15 protein-coding genes are annotated in these 15,476 nt (G+C 39.1%); 11 read left to right on the top strand and 4 right to left on the bottom strand.

What is annotated here, in order from left to right:
• Nucleotides 1–2 precede the first annotated feature (2 nt).
• A complete protein-coding gene (locus FC093_RS02660; protein WP_240743155.1) occupies nt 3–1,982 on the bottom strand; it encodes a DNA polymerase III subunit gamma/tau in 1,980 nt (659 codons plus the stop codon).
• A gap of 473 nt (nt 1,983–2,455) precedes the next feature.
• Here FC093_RS02660 and FC093_RS02665 point away from each other — a divergent pair, with 473 nt between their 5' ends.
• The 7 genes from FC093_RS02665 to FC093_RS02695 are packed head-to-tail and all read left to right on the top strand — an operon-like array spanning nt 2,456 to nt 7,743.
• Complete coding sequence (locus FC093_RS02665) at nt 2,456–3,115, top strand: hypothetical protein (RefSeq protein WP_137260173.1); 660 nt, start codon at nt 2,456–2,458, stop codon at nt 3,113–3,115.
• A gap of 20 nt (nt 3,116–3,135) precedes the next feature.
• Nucleotides 3,136–3,435, top strand: coding sequence for a winged helix-turn-helix domain-containing protein (locus FC093_RS02670; protein ID WP_137260174.1), 300 nt, complete (start codon nt 3,136–3,138; stop codon nt 3,433–3,435).
• 45 nt (nt 3,436–3,480) lie between these two features.
• Nucleotides 3,481–5,337: a cell envelope integrity protein CreD gene (creD, locus tag FC093_RS02675; protein ID WP_137260175.1), complete on the top strand. Its 1,857-nt coding sequence runs from the start codon at nt 3,481–3,483 to the stop codon at nt 5,335–5,337.
• A 53-nt stretch (nt 5,338–5,390) separates the two neighbouring features.
• A complete protein-coding gene (locus FC093_RS02680) occupies nt 5,391–5,930 on the top strand; it encodes a hypothetical protein (protein ID WP_137260176.1) in 540 nt (179 codons plus the stop codon).
• A 6-nt stretch (nt 5,931–5,936) separates the two neighbouring features.
• Nucleotides 5,937–6,791 (top strand): ferritin-like domain-containing protein, encoded by an 855-nt coding sequence (locus FC093_RS02685; RefSeq protein WP_206106491.1) that lies wholly within the window; start codon nt 5,937–5,939, stop codon nt 6,789–6,791.
• Nucleotides 6,792–6,823: 32 nt separating this feature from the next.
• Entirely contained in the window at nt 6,824–7,198 is a 375-nt protein-coding gene (locus FC093_RS02690) for a diacylglycerol kinase family protein (protein ID WP_137260177.1), read from the top strand.
• On the top strand, nt 7,183–7,743 hold the full coding sequence (locus FC093_RS02695) for a DUF1361 domain-containing protein (RefSeq protein ID WP_137260178.1): 561 nt from the start codon (nt 7,183–7,185) through the stop codon (nt 7,741–7,743). Before FC093_RS02690 ends, FC093_RS02695 begins: the two co-directional genes overlap by 16 nt.
• Nucleotides 7,744–7,952: 209 nt before the next feature.
• Here the strand turns inward: FC093_RS02695 and trxA are convergent, their stop codons facing one another.
• Both trxA and FC093_RS02705 read right to left on the bottom strand, forming a co-directional pair.
• Nucleotides 7,953–8,270 (bottom strand): thioredoxin, encoded by a 318-nt coding sequence (trxA, locus tag FC093_RS02700; RefSeq protein WP_137260179.1) that lies wholly within the window; start codon nt 8,268–8,270, stop codon nt 7,953–7,955.
• A 96-nt stretch (nt 8,271–8,366) separates the two neighbouring features.
• Nucleotides 8,367–8,819 carry a response regulator gene (locus FC093_RS02705; RefSeq protein WP_137260180.1) on the bottom strand — a complete coding sequence of 151 codons (453 nt, stop codon included), beginning with the start codon at nt 8,817–8,819 and terminating at the stop codon, nt 8,367–8,369.
• Nucleotides 8,820–9,036: 217 nt separating this feature from the next.
• On the opposite strand from FC093_RS02705, the gene FC093_RS02710 reads away from it, so the two are divergent.
• The 4 genes from FC093_RS02710 to FC093_RS02725 all read left to right on the top strand — a co-directional run bounded on the left by FC093_RS02710 (nt 9,037) and on the right by FC093_RS02725 (nt 14,945).
• Nucleotides 9,037–9,825 carry a hypothetical protein gene (locus FC093_RS02710; protein ID WP_137260181.1) on the top strand — a complete coding sequence of 263 codons (789 nt, stop codon included), beginning with the start codon at nt 9,037–9,039 and terminating at the stop codon, nt 9,823–9,825.
• Between the two features lie 237 nt (nt 9,826–10,062).
• The gene (locus FC093_RS02715; protein ID WP_137260182.1) at nt 10,063–11,670 is read left to right on the top strand and encodes an FAD-binding oxidoreductase; all 1,608 of its coding nucleotides are present in this window, start codon (nt 10,063–10,065) and stop codon (nt 11,668–11,670) included.
• Between the two features lie 39 nt (nt 11,671–11,709).
• Nucleotides 11,710–13,842 carry a sensor histidine kinase gene (locus tag FC093_RS02720; RefSeq protein ID WP_137260183.1) on the top strand — a complete coding sequence of 711 codons (2,133 nt, stop codon included), beginning with the start codon at nt 11,710–11,712 and terminating at the stop codon, nt 13,840–13,842.
• The gene (locus FC093_RS02725; RefSeq protein ID WP_137260184.1) at nt 13,839–14,945 is read left to right on the top strand and encodes a hybrid sensor histidine kinase/response regulator; all 1,107 of its coding nucleotides are present in this window, start codon (nt 13,839–13,841) and stop codon (nt 14,943–14,945) included. Before FC093_RS02720 ends, FC093_RS02725 begins: the two co-directional genes overlap by 4 nt.
• A gap of 138 nt (nt 14,946–15,083) precedes the next feature.
• Here FC093_RS02725 and FC093_RS02730 read toward each other — a convergent pair whose 3' ends face one another.
• On the bottom strand, nt 15,084–15,470 hold the full coding sequence (locus tag FC093_RS02730; protein WP_137260185.1) for a RidA family protein: 387 nt from the start codon (nt 15,468–15,470) through the stop codon (nt 15,084–15,086).
• Between the last annotated feature and the right edge of the window lie 6 nt (nt 15,471–15,476).

Genomic DNA, 15,476 nt, shown 5'->3' on the forward strand with positions numbered 1-15,476 from the left:
TTTTAAATAGAATCTATATCCAGCTTTAACCGTTCTTTCAATTCGCGCACTAACGGGTACTGCGAAGCAATGTACTCAAAGCGCTCGCGGCTGTTCATAGTAAGGAAAGGTGAAATTTCTTGATTGGTATCAACATCATCCGATACTACAATCTGAAACTGAATAGCGCGATTGTTAAACGACTGCTGAATACAATCTGCCAACATCATACGCTCCTGCTCTATAAACCTTTGCTGGGTAATAGCATTCACTGTAATAATAAATTTTGTTTCATGCTCAATCTCCAGCCTGGCAATTTTAAAAGTATTGGCAGCAGAGTGCTTTTGTTGTTCTTCCAGCTTTTTGGCAAAGCTGTTCCAGCATTCCTGCAGCTTTTGCATTTCCAGCGGTTCGGCTTCCTTTACTTCTTCTATATTATATTGGTCGCCATATTTATCACGCAGTGCTTCCAATAAGCTCCGCTTTGTTTTGGGATGTGTGGCAATAGCGGTAGTGGTGCTGTAAGCAACAGCAGCTTTTTTTACAGCAGTTACAACTGTTGACGGCTTTGGTGCAACATCCTGTTGTATAAACAATTTGGAAGTAGCCTGGAGCTCAGCCGTTTCCTGCACCGGCATATTTACCTGCTTACCATTTACGGATGGTTGCATCGGCTTTGCCGTGTGCCCATTCGCAGTAACTTGTTCGCCATTATTAGTATTATTAACTGCTTTTGGTTTTGCAGCAGGTGCTGCTTTGGGCTGAAAAGGTTGTATAGGTTGTACTTTTAGTGCTACCGGCGCATCAACCCGCTTTTTTTTTACTATTTCATTATTTTCTATCGAAAGATCTAAGGCCTGTTGTAAAAAATTAAGTTTAATGATCGCCATTTCTACATGCAGACGCTTGTTGCGCGCCATTTTGTAGTTTATTTCGGCTTCATTCAAAATATTCAATGCACTCACCAAAAAAGAAGCACTAACGCTGTTGGCAGCCTCTATATACCGCTGTTGCATACCTTCCACCACATCGAGCAAAGGCGCCGCTTTAGCATCTTTGCACACGAGTACATTACGCAAAAACATCGCAAAGCCATTTAACACCATATCACCTTCAAAACCTTTACGGTTTATTTCATCATACAACAGCATTGCCGTTGCGAGGTCTTGTTGTAACAGGCTGTTCAGCAGTTTGAAATAGTAGTCTTCATCTAAAATATTCAGGTGCTCCAGCGTGTTTTGGTAGGTTACTTCGCCATTGGTAAAAGAGACAATTTTATCCAGAATGCTCAGCGCATCACGCATACAACCTTCACTTTTCTGGGCTATCAGCTGCAATGCAGCTTTTTCGGTATCAATACGTTCTTTACCTGCAATTTCTTCTAAATGTTCAACGGTATCGTTAATGGTAATCCGTTTAAAATCAAATATCTGGCAGCGCGATAAAATGGTGGGAAGTATCTTATGCTTTTCTGTTGTTGCCAAAATAAAAATGGCATACGGCGGTGGCTCTTCCAGTGTTTTAAGAAAGGCATTGAACGCGCTTGCACTCAGCATGTGCACTTCATCTACGATATATACTTTGTATTTGCCCGCTTGTGGTGCAAAACGCACCTGCTCCACCAAGGCGCGTATGTCATCTACCGAGTTGTTGCTCGCAGCATCCAGCTCGTGAATGTTGAGTGAAGTGCCTTCGTTGAAGCTGCGGCAGGATTGGCATTGATTACACGCTTCACCATCGGGCTGCAGATTTTCGCAGTTGATGGTTTTGGCAAGAATACGCGCGCAGGTAGTTTTGCCTACACCACGCGGTCCGCAAAAAAGAAATGCATGTGCTAACTGGTGATTGTTAATTGCATTCTTAAGCGTAGTAGTGATGTGCTGCTGCCCTACAACGGTGCTAAACGTTTGCGGGCGATACTTGCGTGCCGATACGATAAACTTCTCCATAATCCGCCTGCAATTTAGCGATATACCGGGCAAATCGGGTAAGATGTTTTGCACAAAAGTGCTTTTAATAATGGGTATTTATTGTGAAAAAGAAGATATTTTTTTTATCACTTTTTTGCTGTAAAATATGTATAAATAAGTGGCAAATTGATAGCGCGTTGAAGCTAAAAATATTCTTTGGCTGTAAAGTGTAAGGATGTTTAGAGATGATTAGGGTTAACCCATTGATATTCTAATCTATTGGCTTTATCATAGACAATTACTCTTTGCATTTGTTATGCTGACGAAGGAAACATATGTGGATTAAAGGAAAATAACTCTTTACATAAGCAATAAGTAATCAACCATTCGCACGTGTTTCGTGCCTCAGCATAGCAAAACAGCCTTTGATAAAATTAAGTTGTATGGGATCAAAAGGGCATTTTTAAACACAATAATGTATGGAATAATAAAATACCATCTGCTTTTACAAATTTATTTGGCAGAATAAATCGGGATGATTTACTTTGTAATTCAAAGTGCTTTTTATGGATGAACAATTGCAGCATTTAGATACGCTGAAAGATATAAAAAGAATGATGGAACGCAGCAGCCGTTTTATTAGCCTGAGTGGGTTAAGCGGTATTGCAGCAGGCGTTTGCGCGTTGGTGGGCGCCTGGCTTGCCAATGGTGTAATAGAGAGCAGCGCGCGATATAGCAATACGCATGAAGTGCGGGAGTTGCGGCGTACCAGTTTAGATAGCGGTGCTGATTTACAAACGTACCTGGGCAATACATTAATTCAGATAGCACTTGGTGTTTTGATCGCAGCTTTGGTGCTTGGATTTCTATTTACTTATTTGCGCAGCCGAAAGACCAACACGCCTATCTGGGGTACTACTGCCAAGCGGTTGCTCATTAATGTAAGCATCCCCATGATTGTAGGTGGTATTTTTTTGTTGAAACTAATTGATATTGGCAACTATGGACTGGTGGCGCCGGGCTGTCTTATTTTTTACGGCTTAGGTTTGCTAAATGCCAGTAAGTACACGCTTGCCGAAGTAAGATATTTGGGATATGCACAAATATTATTAGGCATCATTAGCCTCCAGGTGATGGGAAATGGCTTGTTGTTTTGGGCATTGGGCTTTGGCGTATTGCATATAGTATATGGTGCTTTTATGTGGTGGAAGTACGAAAGAAGCTGAAGCAGTTAATACAAGAACGCATGAAGAATCCTATTGAGAAATTAAATAAAGTGTTTGACAGCCGTATTCGCCTGGGCATTATGAGTGCCTTAATGGTGAATGAGGAGGTGAATTATAATGCTTTAAAAGAATTGATGGAAGTAACCGATGGCAACCTGGCCAGTCATTTAAAAACACTGGAGGAAAACGGATATATCAAGACGAGTAAAAACTTTATCGGACGTAAGACTAATACAACTTATACCGTAACGAAAGCTGGTGAAAAAGCTTTCAAAGAGCACATCAGTGCGCTTGAAAAAATGATCAAATTGTTAGGATAATTTTTTTGTACTTATACTTTGTAATACAAAGCACTTTTTAAAATTATGAATACAACAAAATACACCGACTCGAATATTGCTACAAGACTGTGGCTGAGTACAGCAGCAGTATTTGCAGCAGGCGCTTTCATTTACTCTTTATTCAACGGCGAGCTACAGGTAGCAGTGATATTTATCACACTTGGGTTTGTAGTTGCTTGTGCAGGCAGTTTACCGGCTTATCTCGTTTTATACAAGGTTGTAAAACCTATCATGCAGAGAACGATAAGCTTGCAGCAAAAGTTTACACTGCTGGCTGTTACCTGTTTTCTCATCACACTTGGATATGCATTTTTGCCGGCTTGCTCCGAACTAAACGCTTATAACAATAGCTATAACTGGCAGCAATTCTTTGAAGCACTTGGCGCTATCTCCGGAGTGCTATTCGCCGCCTCTATTGCAGCCATTTACCTAAACCGCAAAGCAATCAGCAGTTATTTCTCGCAAGATATTTATACATCACCGCCAACTTATTCATCTATTCAACCAAATACAATCAACATGGAACAGTACGGACAAACAGTTCTGGAAACTAAACCTACAGCACAAAGTGTGCAGAACAAAATTCTTATTAAAGCCGGCGTTACAGCAGCACTGATATTGCTGATGCTGATACCCGTTTCTTTTATTCAAAACCTTATAACCGAACGGCAGAAAAGACAAGAAACAATTGTAAAAGAAGTAAGCAGCAAATGGGCTTCGGCACAAACAATTACTACACCTTATATAGTAATACCTTATTATACAGATTCAATATCCGAAAACAGTAAACGCAACTTAATACTATTGCCTGATAACCTGAATGTAAAGAGTAATGTACTGCCTGTGGAAAGAGCCCGCTCCATTTATAATGTATTATTATACAGAAGCGGGATTGATATAAGTGGTAATTTTCATTTTTCGCTGCCTAAAGAGATAGATGCAGCTAAACTTTTGCTAAGTGAAGCGCAGTTGTGTGTAGGTATCAGTGATTTTAAAGGTATTGAGCAGCAGGTAACTGCCCGCGTAGGCAATACAGATGTGGTGATGACACCAGGTTTGCCCGTAAGTCTTGATACGAATGGACTGGCAGCACCGCTTGCACTTAATGCAGGAGACCTTGCCAGCAACACTCCTTTCAGCATGTCTTTACACATAAAAGGCAGCAAACAACTTCATTTTATACCACTTAGTACCAACAGCAATTTTGAAGTAGCCTCACCATGGCAAAATCCTTCTTTTGATGGCAGTGTAATACCGGTAGATAAAAATGCCGGAAACAATAATACAGGGTTCAATGCCCGCTGGAGCTTCAACAGCGCCAACCTTCCGTTTACCAATGTACTGCTGGGTAAAGCTATTAAACCGTATGATGACCTTGCTTTTGGCGTGAGCCTTGTGCAGCCTGCCGACCAGTATGCCAAGACCATGCGGAGTGTGAAATATGCTATCCTTATTATCGGGCTTACGTTTGCCTTATTCTTTATTATTGAACTGCTGCAGCGCCAGCCGGTGCACCCGGTGCAATATGTTTTGGTGGGACTTGCCCTGGTGATTTTTTATTCCTTATTAGTTTCTATCAGCGAGTTCATCCTGTTTAGCCATGCGTATTTCATAGCGGCATCTGCTACTGTAGTACTCATTGCGCTTTATACAAAAAGCCATTTCAAAAGTTGGAAAACAGCGGGTATTTTCTTTGGCATTCTTGCAGGATTATATGCCTTCATTTATGTATTAATCAGTTTGGAAGATACTGCACTGCTGGTAGGTAGCATTGCCCTGTTTGTAGTGTTAGCCATTGTAATGTATGCCAGCCGGAAAATCAACTGGTACAGACCTGCTCTTGTACAAGACAGTAATCAGCTTACAGCGCCAGCCGTGTAAACAAAAAGGCATGTTTTATTGTTCGTTTTACCGGAGTTTAAATCAGCCATTATATGAAATCATATATCATCACCCATCTTGCTACAGCAGTGCTGTTTGGATTAATTGTATTGCTGATATATGCTGCTGTGCAGCAAACATACCGCACTGCTGCCCGTAACCCGCAAACAGAGCTGGCGCGAAATACTCCTAATGGCATTAAGTATAGCCGTACTTACTATTTTATTTCGGACAGTGGTGTGGATGCACAACAAAGTTCTGGCACTTTCAGGCAGTTGTATAACCAGAATGGCCAGCTTATTTATTCCGGCGGCACTATTAAGGGCAAAGCACCACACAGCACAGAACATGTTTTGAATAATGCAAAGTATTGTACTGAAAGTGCAGTGACCGGGAAGCGCCCAACTGATACAGAATCAACTGATATAGCAGCATACACTACTATGCCTGATATCGCTTTTGTAGTAGTTACCCGCTCGTTGCATGTGGCAGAAAACTTCGAAATCCGGTTAATTACAATGATTATCCTCTTCTGGGCGGTTGGATGTGGAATCATAGCAATGCACTGGCTTGTTCAAAAGAATATAAAATAAACAATTATGACGTATAGTTTCAGCAGGCATTTTTATCATACTTCAAATCATCAATCCATACCATCTACCATGAACACAAGTTACAAGTGGGTATTGCATTTTACCCAAAATAGTACAAAGCAGCGCATCAACTGGAGCACTGCTCCATGTATCACTGCAGCAGAAAAAAAAGCTATTCTTCATTCATTGCAAGCCTGGCAATTAGGTGAAACATCTGATGGCAGCCAGTTGCTTTGTGCCGCCACAAAATATGCAACCGCTATTGGTGAACCTTCTTATATAGATGCTATTGCTTTATTTATAAAAGAAGAACAAAAGCATGGTAATAATCTGGGTAAATATTTAGATATTATTGGTGAGCAGCGGATAGCGCGCAACTGGGGTGATACTTTGTTTAGAACAATTCGTCATATTAATCTTAGTATGGAATGGTGGACGCTGGCAGTAATAACAGTAGAGAGCGTTGCGCAAGTGTTTTATCAGTGCCTGAAGGATGCTGCTAACTGTCCGCTGCTAAGGCAAGTATGCACCGATATATTGATTGATGAAGCCTTTCATATAGACTTTCAGGTGGAGCGTATGAATATTATTTATAACAGCAAATCAATTGGTATGAAATGGTTGCGCAGGCAGTTTTATAAGTTATTTTATTTCGCTACGATTTTTATTGTATGGATGGCGCATAAAAAGGTATTTAAAGCTGGTGGAAATAACTTTAACCAATACCTACGCAAAATGAAACTGAAGTATAAGAAAACATTGGGTAAGTTAGGCATGAAGCCAGTTATTAATACTGCTAAACCTGCGGGTATAAAACGGATCGGTAACCTTTCCACTTACTTAAAATCGGTTATGAATTAAGTTGTTGTTGACAATCTTATGTTATTTTAATCATGTACAAAAGACAAACAATTTTTAGTGCATTCAAACATGCATTTAATGGCTTGTGGTATTTCTTCCTGCACGAGCGGAATGGCAAAGTTCAATGTTTAGCTGCTGCAATGGCTATTGGCGGTGGCTGGCTGCTAACGATTAGCCCTGCACAATGGATTTGTATTTTATTGTGTATAGGCGCTGTGCTCTCGCTGGAGATGATGAACAGTGCTTTGGAAAAACTGTGTGATGTAGTGCATGGAGACTATCATCCTGCCATAAAAATAGTAAAAGATATAGCTGCAGGTGCAGTGCTGTGGGTATCGGTAATGAGTATAGCTATTGGCTGTTTTATTTATATTCCTAAAATCATTGTATTATGTTCAGGCAATTAACACCATTAGAAAGAATATTACTTATTTCTATTGGTTTTACCTTAGGCTTATTAGTTGCAAGATTCCTGTTTACAGGCGATTTTACTTATTTCTTTTATCCGTGGAATTTATTTTTAGCCATCCTGCCTTACTTGTTTTCGCGCAGGCTTAAACATGCTCAGAACAATATTAAAGGCTGGCTGCTAATAGCCGGCTGGCTCTTGTTTTTTCCAAATGCACCTTACTTAATCACCGATGTTTTTCACTTTCAGGAAAGACAGCCGGTGCCACAATGGTACGATCTGATATTGGTAGTCTCCGGGGCATGGAACGGGTTGATGCTCGGTATTATATCTCTGATGCAGGTTGAACAGTTCTTGCGCTTGTATATCCGGCCAAAGATAGTGCAGCTTTCGTGTGTGTTGTTTGCATTGCTATGCGGGTATGGCGTATATGTTGGCAGGTACTGGCGGTTTAATAGCTGGGATGTTGTAGCACAGCCTCAAACACTTTTTAAAGCATCGGCACGCAGCATCATCAATCCGCATCACAATATACAGTTATGAGCTTTTACCATTGTTTTTGCAACATTATTTTATACTGTTTATCTTACGTTAAAGCAGTTAATGTTTTTGAATAATGAGTTAAATGTAAAAAAACAGTAAACGAGAACAATTAGGTAAATGTTAAGGGTTGAAGTGTATAATTAACAATTAAAAATAAAAAAGCAGGAGTTAATTACTCCTGCTTTTTAACGATTAATCCAGTACAACAACTATAAATGAGCTGCAATTTTTTTGTCCAATACCGATTTAGGTACAGCGCCTATTTGCTTATCTACTACTTTTCCGCCTTTTATAAATAAAATAGCCGGTATAGAAGTAATGCCATAGTTAACGCTGAGGTCGGGGTTTTGATCTACATTTACCTTACCCACGTTTATGCGACCGTCATATTCTTTTGAGAGTTCTTCGATAACGGGACCAATTGCGCGGCAGGGACCACACCATTCTGCCCAAAAATCCACCACTGTTAATTTATCGCTTTCCAGCACCTGTGTCTGAAAATTGGAATCAGTTAATTCTAAAGCCATAATTGAAATTATTTAATAGTTAATGAGTTTGCAAAGATAATTCCAAAGCTTCTGCAGTGCAGAAATGGCTGGTTATGCCGACAATATATGATGAATTTATGACAGTAATGCCTGTCTTGCCAAAAATTCCAGCTTGTGATTGGCATCTATTAACCTGCCGGTAAGGTCGCGGTTTTCTTTGCGCAACATATATACTTCGTATGCCTTTTCTATGAAAATGCGTATTTCTTCTTCGTGCCAGGGCTTGGTAAGGTATTTGTACACCTGGCCTCGGTTGATAGCATCCACTACCGCAGAAATATCGGTATAGCCGGTTATTAATATACGTATTGGATCGGGGAATTCTTCTATAATGGATTCAAAGAATTCTATGCCGGTCATCCTGGGCATGCGCTGATCACTAAGAATAACATGAATAGTTTCCCGTTCAATAATTTGTCTGCCTTCTTCGGCCGACTCGCAAACGTATACATTAAATAGCCTGCGAAAAGATGCTTTGAAGGCAATAAGATTATGCCGCTCATCATCTATGTACAATACATTAATCATAAGAAAATGTGTTTTGAAAGAATATTGGATAATTAAAATTTGATTAAGCTCTGTTGTTGTTAGAGGTCTTTTTTTGTTTTAATATTTACTGCTGAACTAATATTGCATTTTGTTGCTTAAGACTTACAAATTTAGTTGTTACACTATTGTTTTGTAAGCCTGTAGAGGCAATAAGTTGAATTTTAAGCTAAATTTATTCTGCGATTTAATCCTACAAATGGAAACTGTAACAGATATACGCATCAGAGCCTTTAGGGCAACAGAAGAACCCGAGACATGCAGGAGGTATATACAAGGCCATAGAAAAGTATTATCTATTTATGGTATAGAAAACATTACATCTAATACGGATGATTGGTTATATAATCCTTCCATATTTGTAATTGTTGTTGAATCGGCAGATGGAGAAAAGCTGTATGGGGGAGCAAGAGTTCAGGCAGTTGATGGCATCACTCCCCTGCCATTGGAAGATGCTACCGGCGATATGGACAGCAGAATTTATGAAGTTGTAAGTAAGTATGCCCGCAATGGTGTTGCCGAAGCTTCGGGGCTATGGAACTCAAGAGAAGTTGCCGGATTAGGTATTGGAAGTTTATTTCCCTCGAGGTGTGCAATAGTTATTTTAGAGCAACTTGGACTATCGGCTTTGCTTACTTTATCCTCGCCTGCAACAGTAAGATTTAACCAATGGCTGGGTTTAAGACCATTGGTAGAAGTGGGAAACCAGGGTACATTTTACTATCCAAAGCTCGACCTGATTGCCACTGCCTGTGTTATGGAAAATGCTGCCACCTTAGAAGATGCACATCCCCGGGAGCGCGAAAAGCTGCTTTATTTAAGGTCTAACTTACAGTGTAATATTACTGAGAAATCGCCGTTCAAGAACTTATTTGTGAATGTACACTACGATCTCACTATAGCTTCAGCAGATAAGAATGAATTCAAAATCCAGTACGATTTCGAAGATCTGAAGAGCAGGCACATTAAAGATAAGGCTAAACCTTAAAATCTTATTTAGATTAACATACATGGATCTTTATAGCCTTAATAAATAGTTATTTTGACAAATAATTTGCACTAAATGTGCGGCCGGGGTAGAAGCAATAAGATAAATGGAATTAACAACTTAACAAAAAACTGAATAGTTTTCAGGCACTTCCTTTATTGGTGTTATACAACTCTGCACAACTATATACCTGTTAAGGCACTTATATATTAAGTTACTACTATAAAGTTTTTTATTATGAATTTTCAAATAATGATTGATGAGTTTATAAATGCGATAGGAAGAGATTATGTAATAGAAGATAAATCATATATACATGAGGCTGAACTTACTAATTATAAAACATCAGCATCAATTGCACTGGTGCTGATGCCCGGTAATACAGAAGAGCTAAGGCAGTGTATCTTAATTGCAAAAAAGTATAAACAACCTGTTTATACAGTGAGCAGAGGAAAAAACTGGGGATATGGCTCCCGCGTGCCTGTAACCGATAATAATGTTTTAATCGAATTAAAACGATTGAACAGGATAGTTGATTTTGATGAAAAACATGCTTATATAACGGTAGAGCCGGGCGTAACTTTCGACCAGGTTTTTGACTTCTTAAGAGAAAAAAATTCAGAGCTCATCATTAGCTCAACTGGCGGTAATCGCAACTCAAGCATGCTGGCAAATGCTTTGGAAAGAGGGATTGGTACAGGACTATATGCAGAAAGGTTTAGTAATGTATGTGGTTTAGAAGTATTGTTGCCTAATGGAGATATAATAGCTACGAGCTTTGAAAGGTATGGTAACTATAAAACCGGTAAGTTGTTTCGGTGGGGATTAGGACCTACTTTAGACGGGCTTTTTTCACAATCGAACATGGGTATTGTTACAAAAATGACTTTGTGGCTGATGAAAACTCCACCCCATTTAAGCCTTATTTTTTATAAGGTAAATGATATTACAAAATTAAAACTGGTAATAGATGAGTTGCAGCTAATGGCAATGGAAGGACTCGTGCGTCCTACCATTACACTATACAATGATATACGTATCATTACAAGTCTTGTTCAGTATCCGTTTAATCAGTATAGCCCCGAAAAAACAGATGCCGACGAACTGATGAGGCAAATAAAACAATCTATACCTACGCTTGGGCAAATGGTAGGCGATTGGAACGGCGAAATAAGCATCAGAGCGGAGAATGAAGAACATGCTGCTATTCAGTACAAGATTGTGCAGGAAAGATTAAAAAATTATGTAGAAGACTTTACTATTACTCATACAACTAAAGAGGAGATACTAAAGTCTTTTCAGGAGCACTATAATGCTAAAGAAAAAAATCTTGCACAGCCCACGCTTACCTCTTTTTTGATTAAAAAATATACCGGCATACCCGATAATGCTGCTATACGGCAAACTTATTGGCGCAAGCGTTCGCCCATGCCAGCAGATTTAAATCCTGACAGGGATAAATGTGGTCTTATTTGGATATGTCCGGTTGTTCCGTTCAGCGGCGAAGATGTTTTAAGTGCAATTGCTATTATAAAAGAGGTAATAAAAAAGTATGCTTTTGAGCCTGCTGTTTCTTTGCAGTGCACTACAGAGCGGTGTATCAATGTTATTGCTTCTTTTTGCTGGGATAGGGAGGTTGCGGGCGAAGATGAAATGGCAGAAAAATGCTATTTTGAAGTTTCCAGCTTGTTGAATGAAAAGGGCTACTTCAGCTACCGGGGCAGTACGCTGGCAATGAGTAAATATAGCAGTGATAATAATGCTTATGATACCTTTGTAGAAACTTTAAAAAATACAATAGATCCTGATGGTATTTTATCACCAGGAAGATATGTTGCTGTATAATTATCAATATCCAATAAGTTCAATGTCAAATACTGTTCAATGAAGTTCATAACCATCATTCTTTTTTGTTTTTGTTCTCTTTTTTTAAAAGCGCAGGTCAGCACATTTGCGTACAATCAGAATAAAAACTTGCAGATCGGTAAGGGCGTGCTTGTATTGGAGGATAAAACAAATGCTTTAACACTATCCGATGTTATAAAAAGTAAGGACTTCAGGCAATATAACAAACAGGTAATTAACCTGGGAGTATCATCTTCAACTTTTTGGATACAATTCTCCATTTTAAATAATTCCAGCGAGAGCAATCTATTACTCGACATTGCACAACCCATAATCAATTTAGCTGAACTCTATACAATTAATGAAAATGGAGAATTTGTAGTGCAAAAGGCTGGTACTTCTATGTCACTAGATAAGAGGTATTACAAACATCAGAACCTGGTTTATAACTTGAGGGTACCTCCGCATGAATCGAGGATGCTCTTTTTAAAAGTTAAGTCTTCTACCCAAATTATTTTGCCCATGACTGTAGGCAAGATGCAATCTGTTTTCCAGTCGTTAGCCAATAAGGATATGCTATTCGGTATTTTCTTTGGGGTAGTCTTTTGTATGTTTTTTTACAATATTTTCATCTTTTTTACTGTACGGGATAATATCTATATTTATTATGTAATTTATATTTTGCTCGTGGCATTATCGCAATGTTCGCTAACTGGTTACTCCTTTAGGTACTTATGGCCAAATTCAACATGGCTTGCACAAAATAGCGTGATGATGCTAACCAACCTCGGAGGCATTGCTGCCTGTGTATTTACAAAGAAATTCTTGCATACAAAATCGTACTTACCAAAGCTTGATAAGCTATTTAATGTAATCATATCCATATTTGCCTTATCGCTTGTATTATTCTTTATAAACTTAAAGCAGCAAAGCTTTATTATCATGCAAAATTGTACGTTGCTTGCTGCCGTGTACATTATAGTGCTTGCGCTGCTTACGCTTAAAAAGGGCTATCGTCCGGCTAAATATTTTCTATTTGCCTGGATATGTATATGCATGGGAGCTGCAATTGTAGTTTTAAAAGATTATGGGGTTATACCTATCAATGCTTTTACCTCCGATGCATTAGAGGCAGGATTTGCGGCAGAGGTAATTTTACTGGCTTTCGCTTTGGCTGATAAAATAAATGTTTATAAGCTGGAAAAAGAACAATCGCAGGCAGAGTCATTGCGCATTTCAAAAGAAAATGAATGGCTGATACAGCAGCAAAACATTATTCTGGAACAAAAAATTACCGAACGCACAAAGGCACTGGAGCAAACGTTGAATGAACTTAAAGATGCCCAGATACAACTGGTAGAATCGGAGAAAATGGCTTCCTTAGGTCAGCTTACGGCAGGCATTGCACACGAGATAAACAATCCCATTAACTTTGTAAAAAGTAATGTAAAGCCATTGCAAATGGATGTGCGCGATTTATTTGAATTAATAAGTCGTTATCAGAAGTTACATACGGCGGCAGAGAAGAAGGAGTTGCCGATGCTAAACGAAATAAAATCGTTTGAGGAAGCAATTGACCCTGATTTTATAAAAGAAGAAATTCAAAGCCTGATTGGCGGTATAGAAGAGGGCGCAGAACGTACTGCAGAAATAGTGCGCAGCCTGCGCAATTTTAGCCGTTTGGATGAAAGTGAGCTAAAAGTAGCCAACGTGCACGAAGGCATAGACAGTACACTGGTACTGCTAAAAAACACGATACCTGATTACATAAAAATTAGTAAATGTTTTGATGCCGATGGCGATATTGAGTGTTATCCCAGCAAGCTCAACCAGGTGTTTATGAATATTCTTACCAATGCTATCCAGGCAATAAAAGCAAAAGAGAACATTGGGAATGAAGATATTGTTATAAGTACGCGTACTGTTGACAGGCACATGGAAATAAGTATAAAAGACTCGGGCCTAGGCATGACAGAAGAAGTAAGGCATAAAATATTCGATCCTTTCTTTACTACCAAAGAAGTAGGCGAAGGCACCGGACTTGGTATGTCCATTACCTTTAAAATTATTGAAAAACACCAAGGAAAAATTACTGTTGTTTCAGCGCCCGGATGTGGTACTGAAATTGTTATTAGCATACCCTACCAGCAACCCAATATTACAAACGAATGACGCCCAACAAAGAACGAATCCAAATATTATATGTAGATGACGAAAGCAGGAATCTTACTGCCTTTAAAGCCAGCTTTAGAAGAAGTTACGATATTTTAACTGCTACATCTGCTGCCGAAGGTGCACAGTTGCTCAAAGAAAATCCGGTGCACATCATTATTGCCGACCAACGTATGCCGCAGATGACAGGCGTAGAATTTTTTCAGTCTATCCGTAAAACGTACCCTAACGCAGTTCGCATATTACTTACCGGTTATACTGATGTAAACATTATTGTGGATGCTATAAATAAAGGCGAGATATTCCGCTTTATTAACAAGCCCTGGAATGAGTTTGAAATGCACAACGCCATTAAAAATGCGTATGAGCTATACACAGTGCGCACACAGTTGTACCAGAAGGTAGAAGAGCTGGAAAAATCAAACCATGAGCTCAACCGCCTTGTGTATAGCACCTCGCACGACTTACGCTCGCCGCTGGCTTCTATTATCAGCATTATTAATCTTGCCAAGATAGATTCATCGCCCGAAGATTACGTTAACTACTTCAATATGATAGAATCCTGTGCTACCCGCATGGATACTTTCATTCTCAAGATTATTGAATATTACAAAAGTGTACGCGTAAATGATGAATTATCATTCATAGATTTTAAGCAACTGGTGCAGGAGTGTGTTGACCTTTGCAGCATACAAAATATTAAAATTAATTTCAAACAGAACATATCGCAGCCGGTGCCTTTTCGTTCCGATGGTTTCAGGCTATCTGTAGTGCTCAACAATTTGCTGTCCAATGCAGTTAAGTACCAGAAGCCATCGGAGCCTAATCCGCTTGTCAATATTAAGGTAAACGTAAACACCAGCTATGCCACTATTATTATTGAAGATAATGGCATAGGCATACAAGCGCAGAACTTAGAGAACGTCTTCCAGATGTTCTTCCGCAGCACCAAAAATGCTACAGGTTTAGGCATTGGGTTGTATATTGTACAAGAAGCTATATCGCGCCTTGGTGGAAAAATAGATGTAAAGTCGGAGTATGGTGTAGGCACTGCTTTTCATTTGCAAATACCCAACCGTTTTGAAGAAAATGGTAATAACTAAGTAGTAGTTGTAAGTGAATTAAGCCAGTTAAAATTTTACCTGCTAAAGTTATAGCCTGTTTTAATTTTTGCAGCTAACAAATACAGGAATTATCACTCCGATCATGATAATTGCACAGCAATAAATCTTCAAAAGCAATTATTCCAGCACTGCATCCGCTTCTATCTCTACCAATAGCTTTTTATCAATCAAAGCCGTTACTTCTACAATAGTTGCTGCCGGACGAATGTTTGCAAAAAATTCTCCCTGTGCTTTCAGTACTTCTTCATAACGGCTCATGTCGGTAATAAAGATGCGTAGCCTTACTATATCATTCAAGGTTGCGCCGGCTTGCTGCAATGCTTTTTCTATTTTTTGGTAAATAAAAACCGTTTGCGCATACAAATCATTTTCACCAACTATATTGCTTGCTTCATCTACTGCTGTTGTACCCGATACAGCTATCACATTGCCTACTTTTACAGCACGGCTGTAGCCATATAAAGTTTCCCATTTAGTACCTGAGGAGATGAGTTGTTTATTCATGTTAAT

Source organism: Ilyomonas limi (assembly GCF_005233845.1).
Taxonomy (GTDB): Bacteria; Bacteroidota; Bacteroidia; order Chitinophagales; family Chitinophagaceae; genus Ilyomonas; species Ilyomonas limi.

What these genes read in the sequence shown, in the direction of transcription:
- FC093_RS02730 (WP_137260185.1), bottom strand. Translation starts at nt 15,470, where the DNA reads ATGAATAAACAACTCATCTCCTCAGGTACTAAATGGGAAACTTTATAT.
- FC093_RS02670 (WP_137260174.1), top strand. Translation starts at nt 3,136, where the DNA reads ATGAAGAATCCTATTGAGAAATTAAATAAAGTGTTTGACAGCCGTATT.
- FC093_RS02690 (WP_137260177.1), top strand. Translation starts at nt 6,824, where the DNA reads ATGTACAAAAGACAAACAATTTTTAGTGCATTCAAACATGCATTTAAT.
- trxA (WP_137260179.1), bottom strand. Translation starts at nt 8,270, where the DNA reads ATGGCTTTAGAATTAACTGATTCCAATTTTCAGACACAGGTGCTGGAA.
- FC093_RS02715 (WP_137260182.1), top strand. Translation starts at nt 10,063, where the DNA reads ATGAATTTTCAAATAATGATTGATGAGTTTATAAATGCGATAGGAAGA.
- FC093_RS02720 (WP_137260183.1), top strand. Translation starts at nt 11,710, where the DNA reads ATGAAGTTCATAACCATCATTCTTTTTTGTTTTTGTTCTCTTTTTTTA.
- FC093_RS02725 (WP_137260184.1), top strand. Translation starts at nt 13,839, where the DNA reads ATGACGCCCAACAAAGAACGAATCCAAATATTATATGTAGATGACGAA.
- FC093_RS02685 (WP_206106491.1), top strand. Translation starts at nt 5,937, where the DNA reads ATGACGTATAGTTTCAGCAGGCATTTTTATCATACTTCAAATCATCAA.
- creD (WP_137260175.1), top strand. Translation starts at nt 3,481, where the DNA reads ATGAATACAACAAAATACACCGACTCGAATATTGCTACAAGACTGTGG.
- FC093_RS02665 (WP_137260173.1), top strand. Translation starts at nt 2,456, where the DNA reads ATGGATGAACAATTGCAGCATTTAGATACGCTGAAAGATATAAAAAGA.
- FC093_RS02705 (WP_137260180.1), bottom strand. Translation starts at nt 8,819, where the DNA reads ATGATTAATGTATTGTACATAGATGATGAGCGGCATAATCTTATTGCC.
- FC093_RS02695 (WP_137260178.1), top strand. Translation starts at nt 7,183, where the DNA reads ATGTTCAGGCAATTAACACCATTAGAAAGAATATTACTTATTTCTATT.
- FC093_RS02710 (WP_137260181.1), top strand. Translation starts at nt 9,037, where the DNA reads ATGGAAACTGTAACAGATATACGCATCAGAGCCTTTAGGGCAACAGAA.
- FC093_RS02680 (WP_137260176.1), top strand. Translation starts at nt 5,391, where the DNA reads ATGAAATCATATATCATCACCCATCTTGCTACAGCAGTGCTGTTTGGA.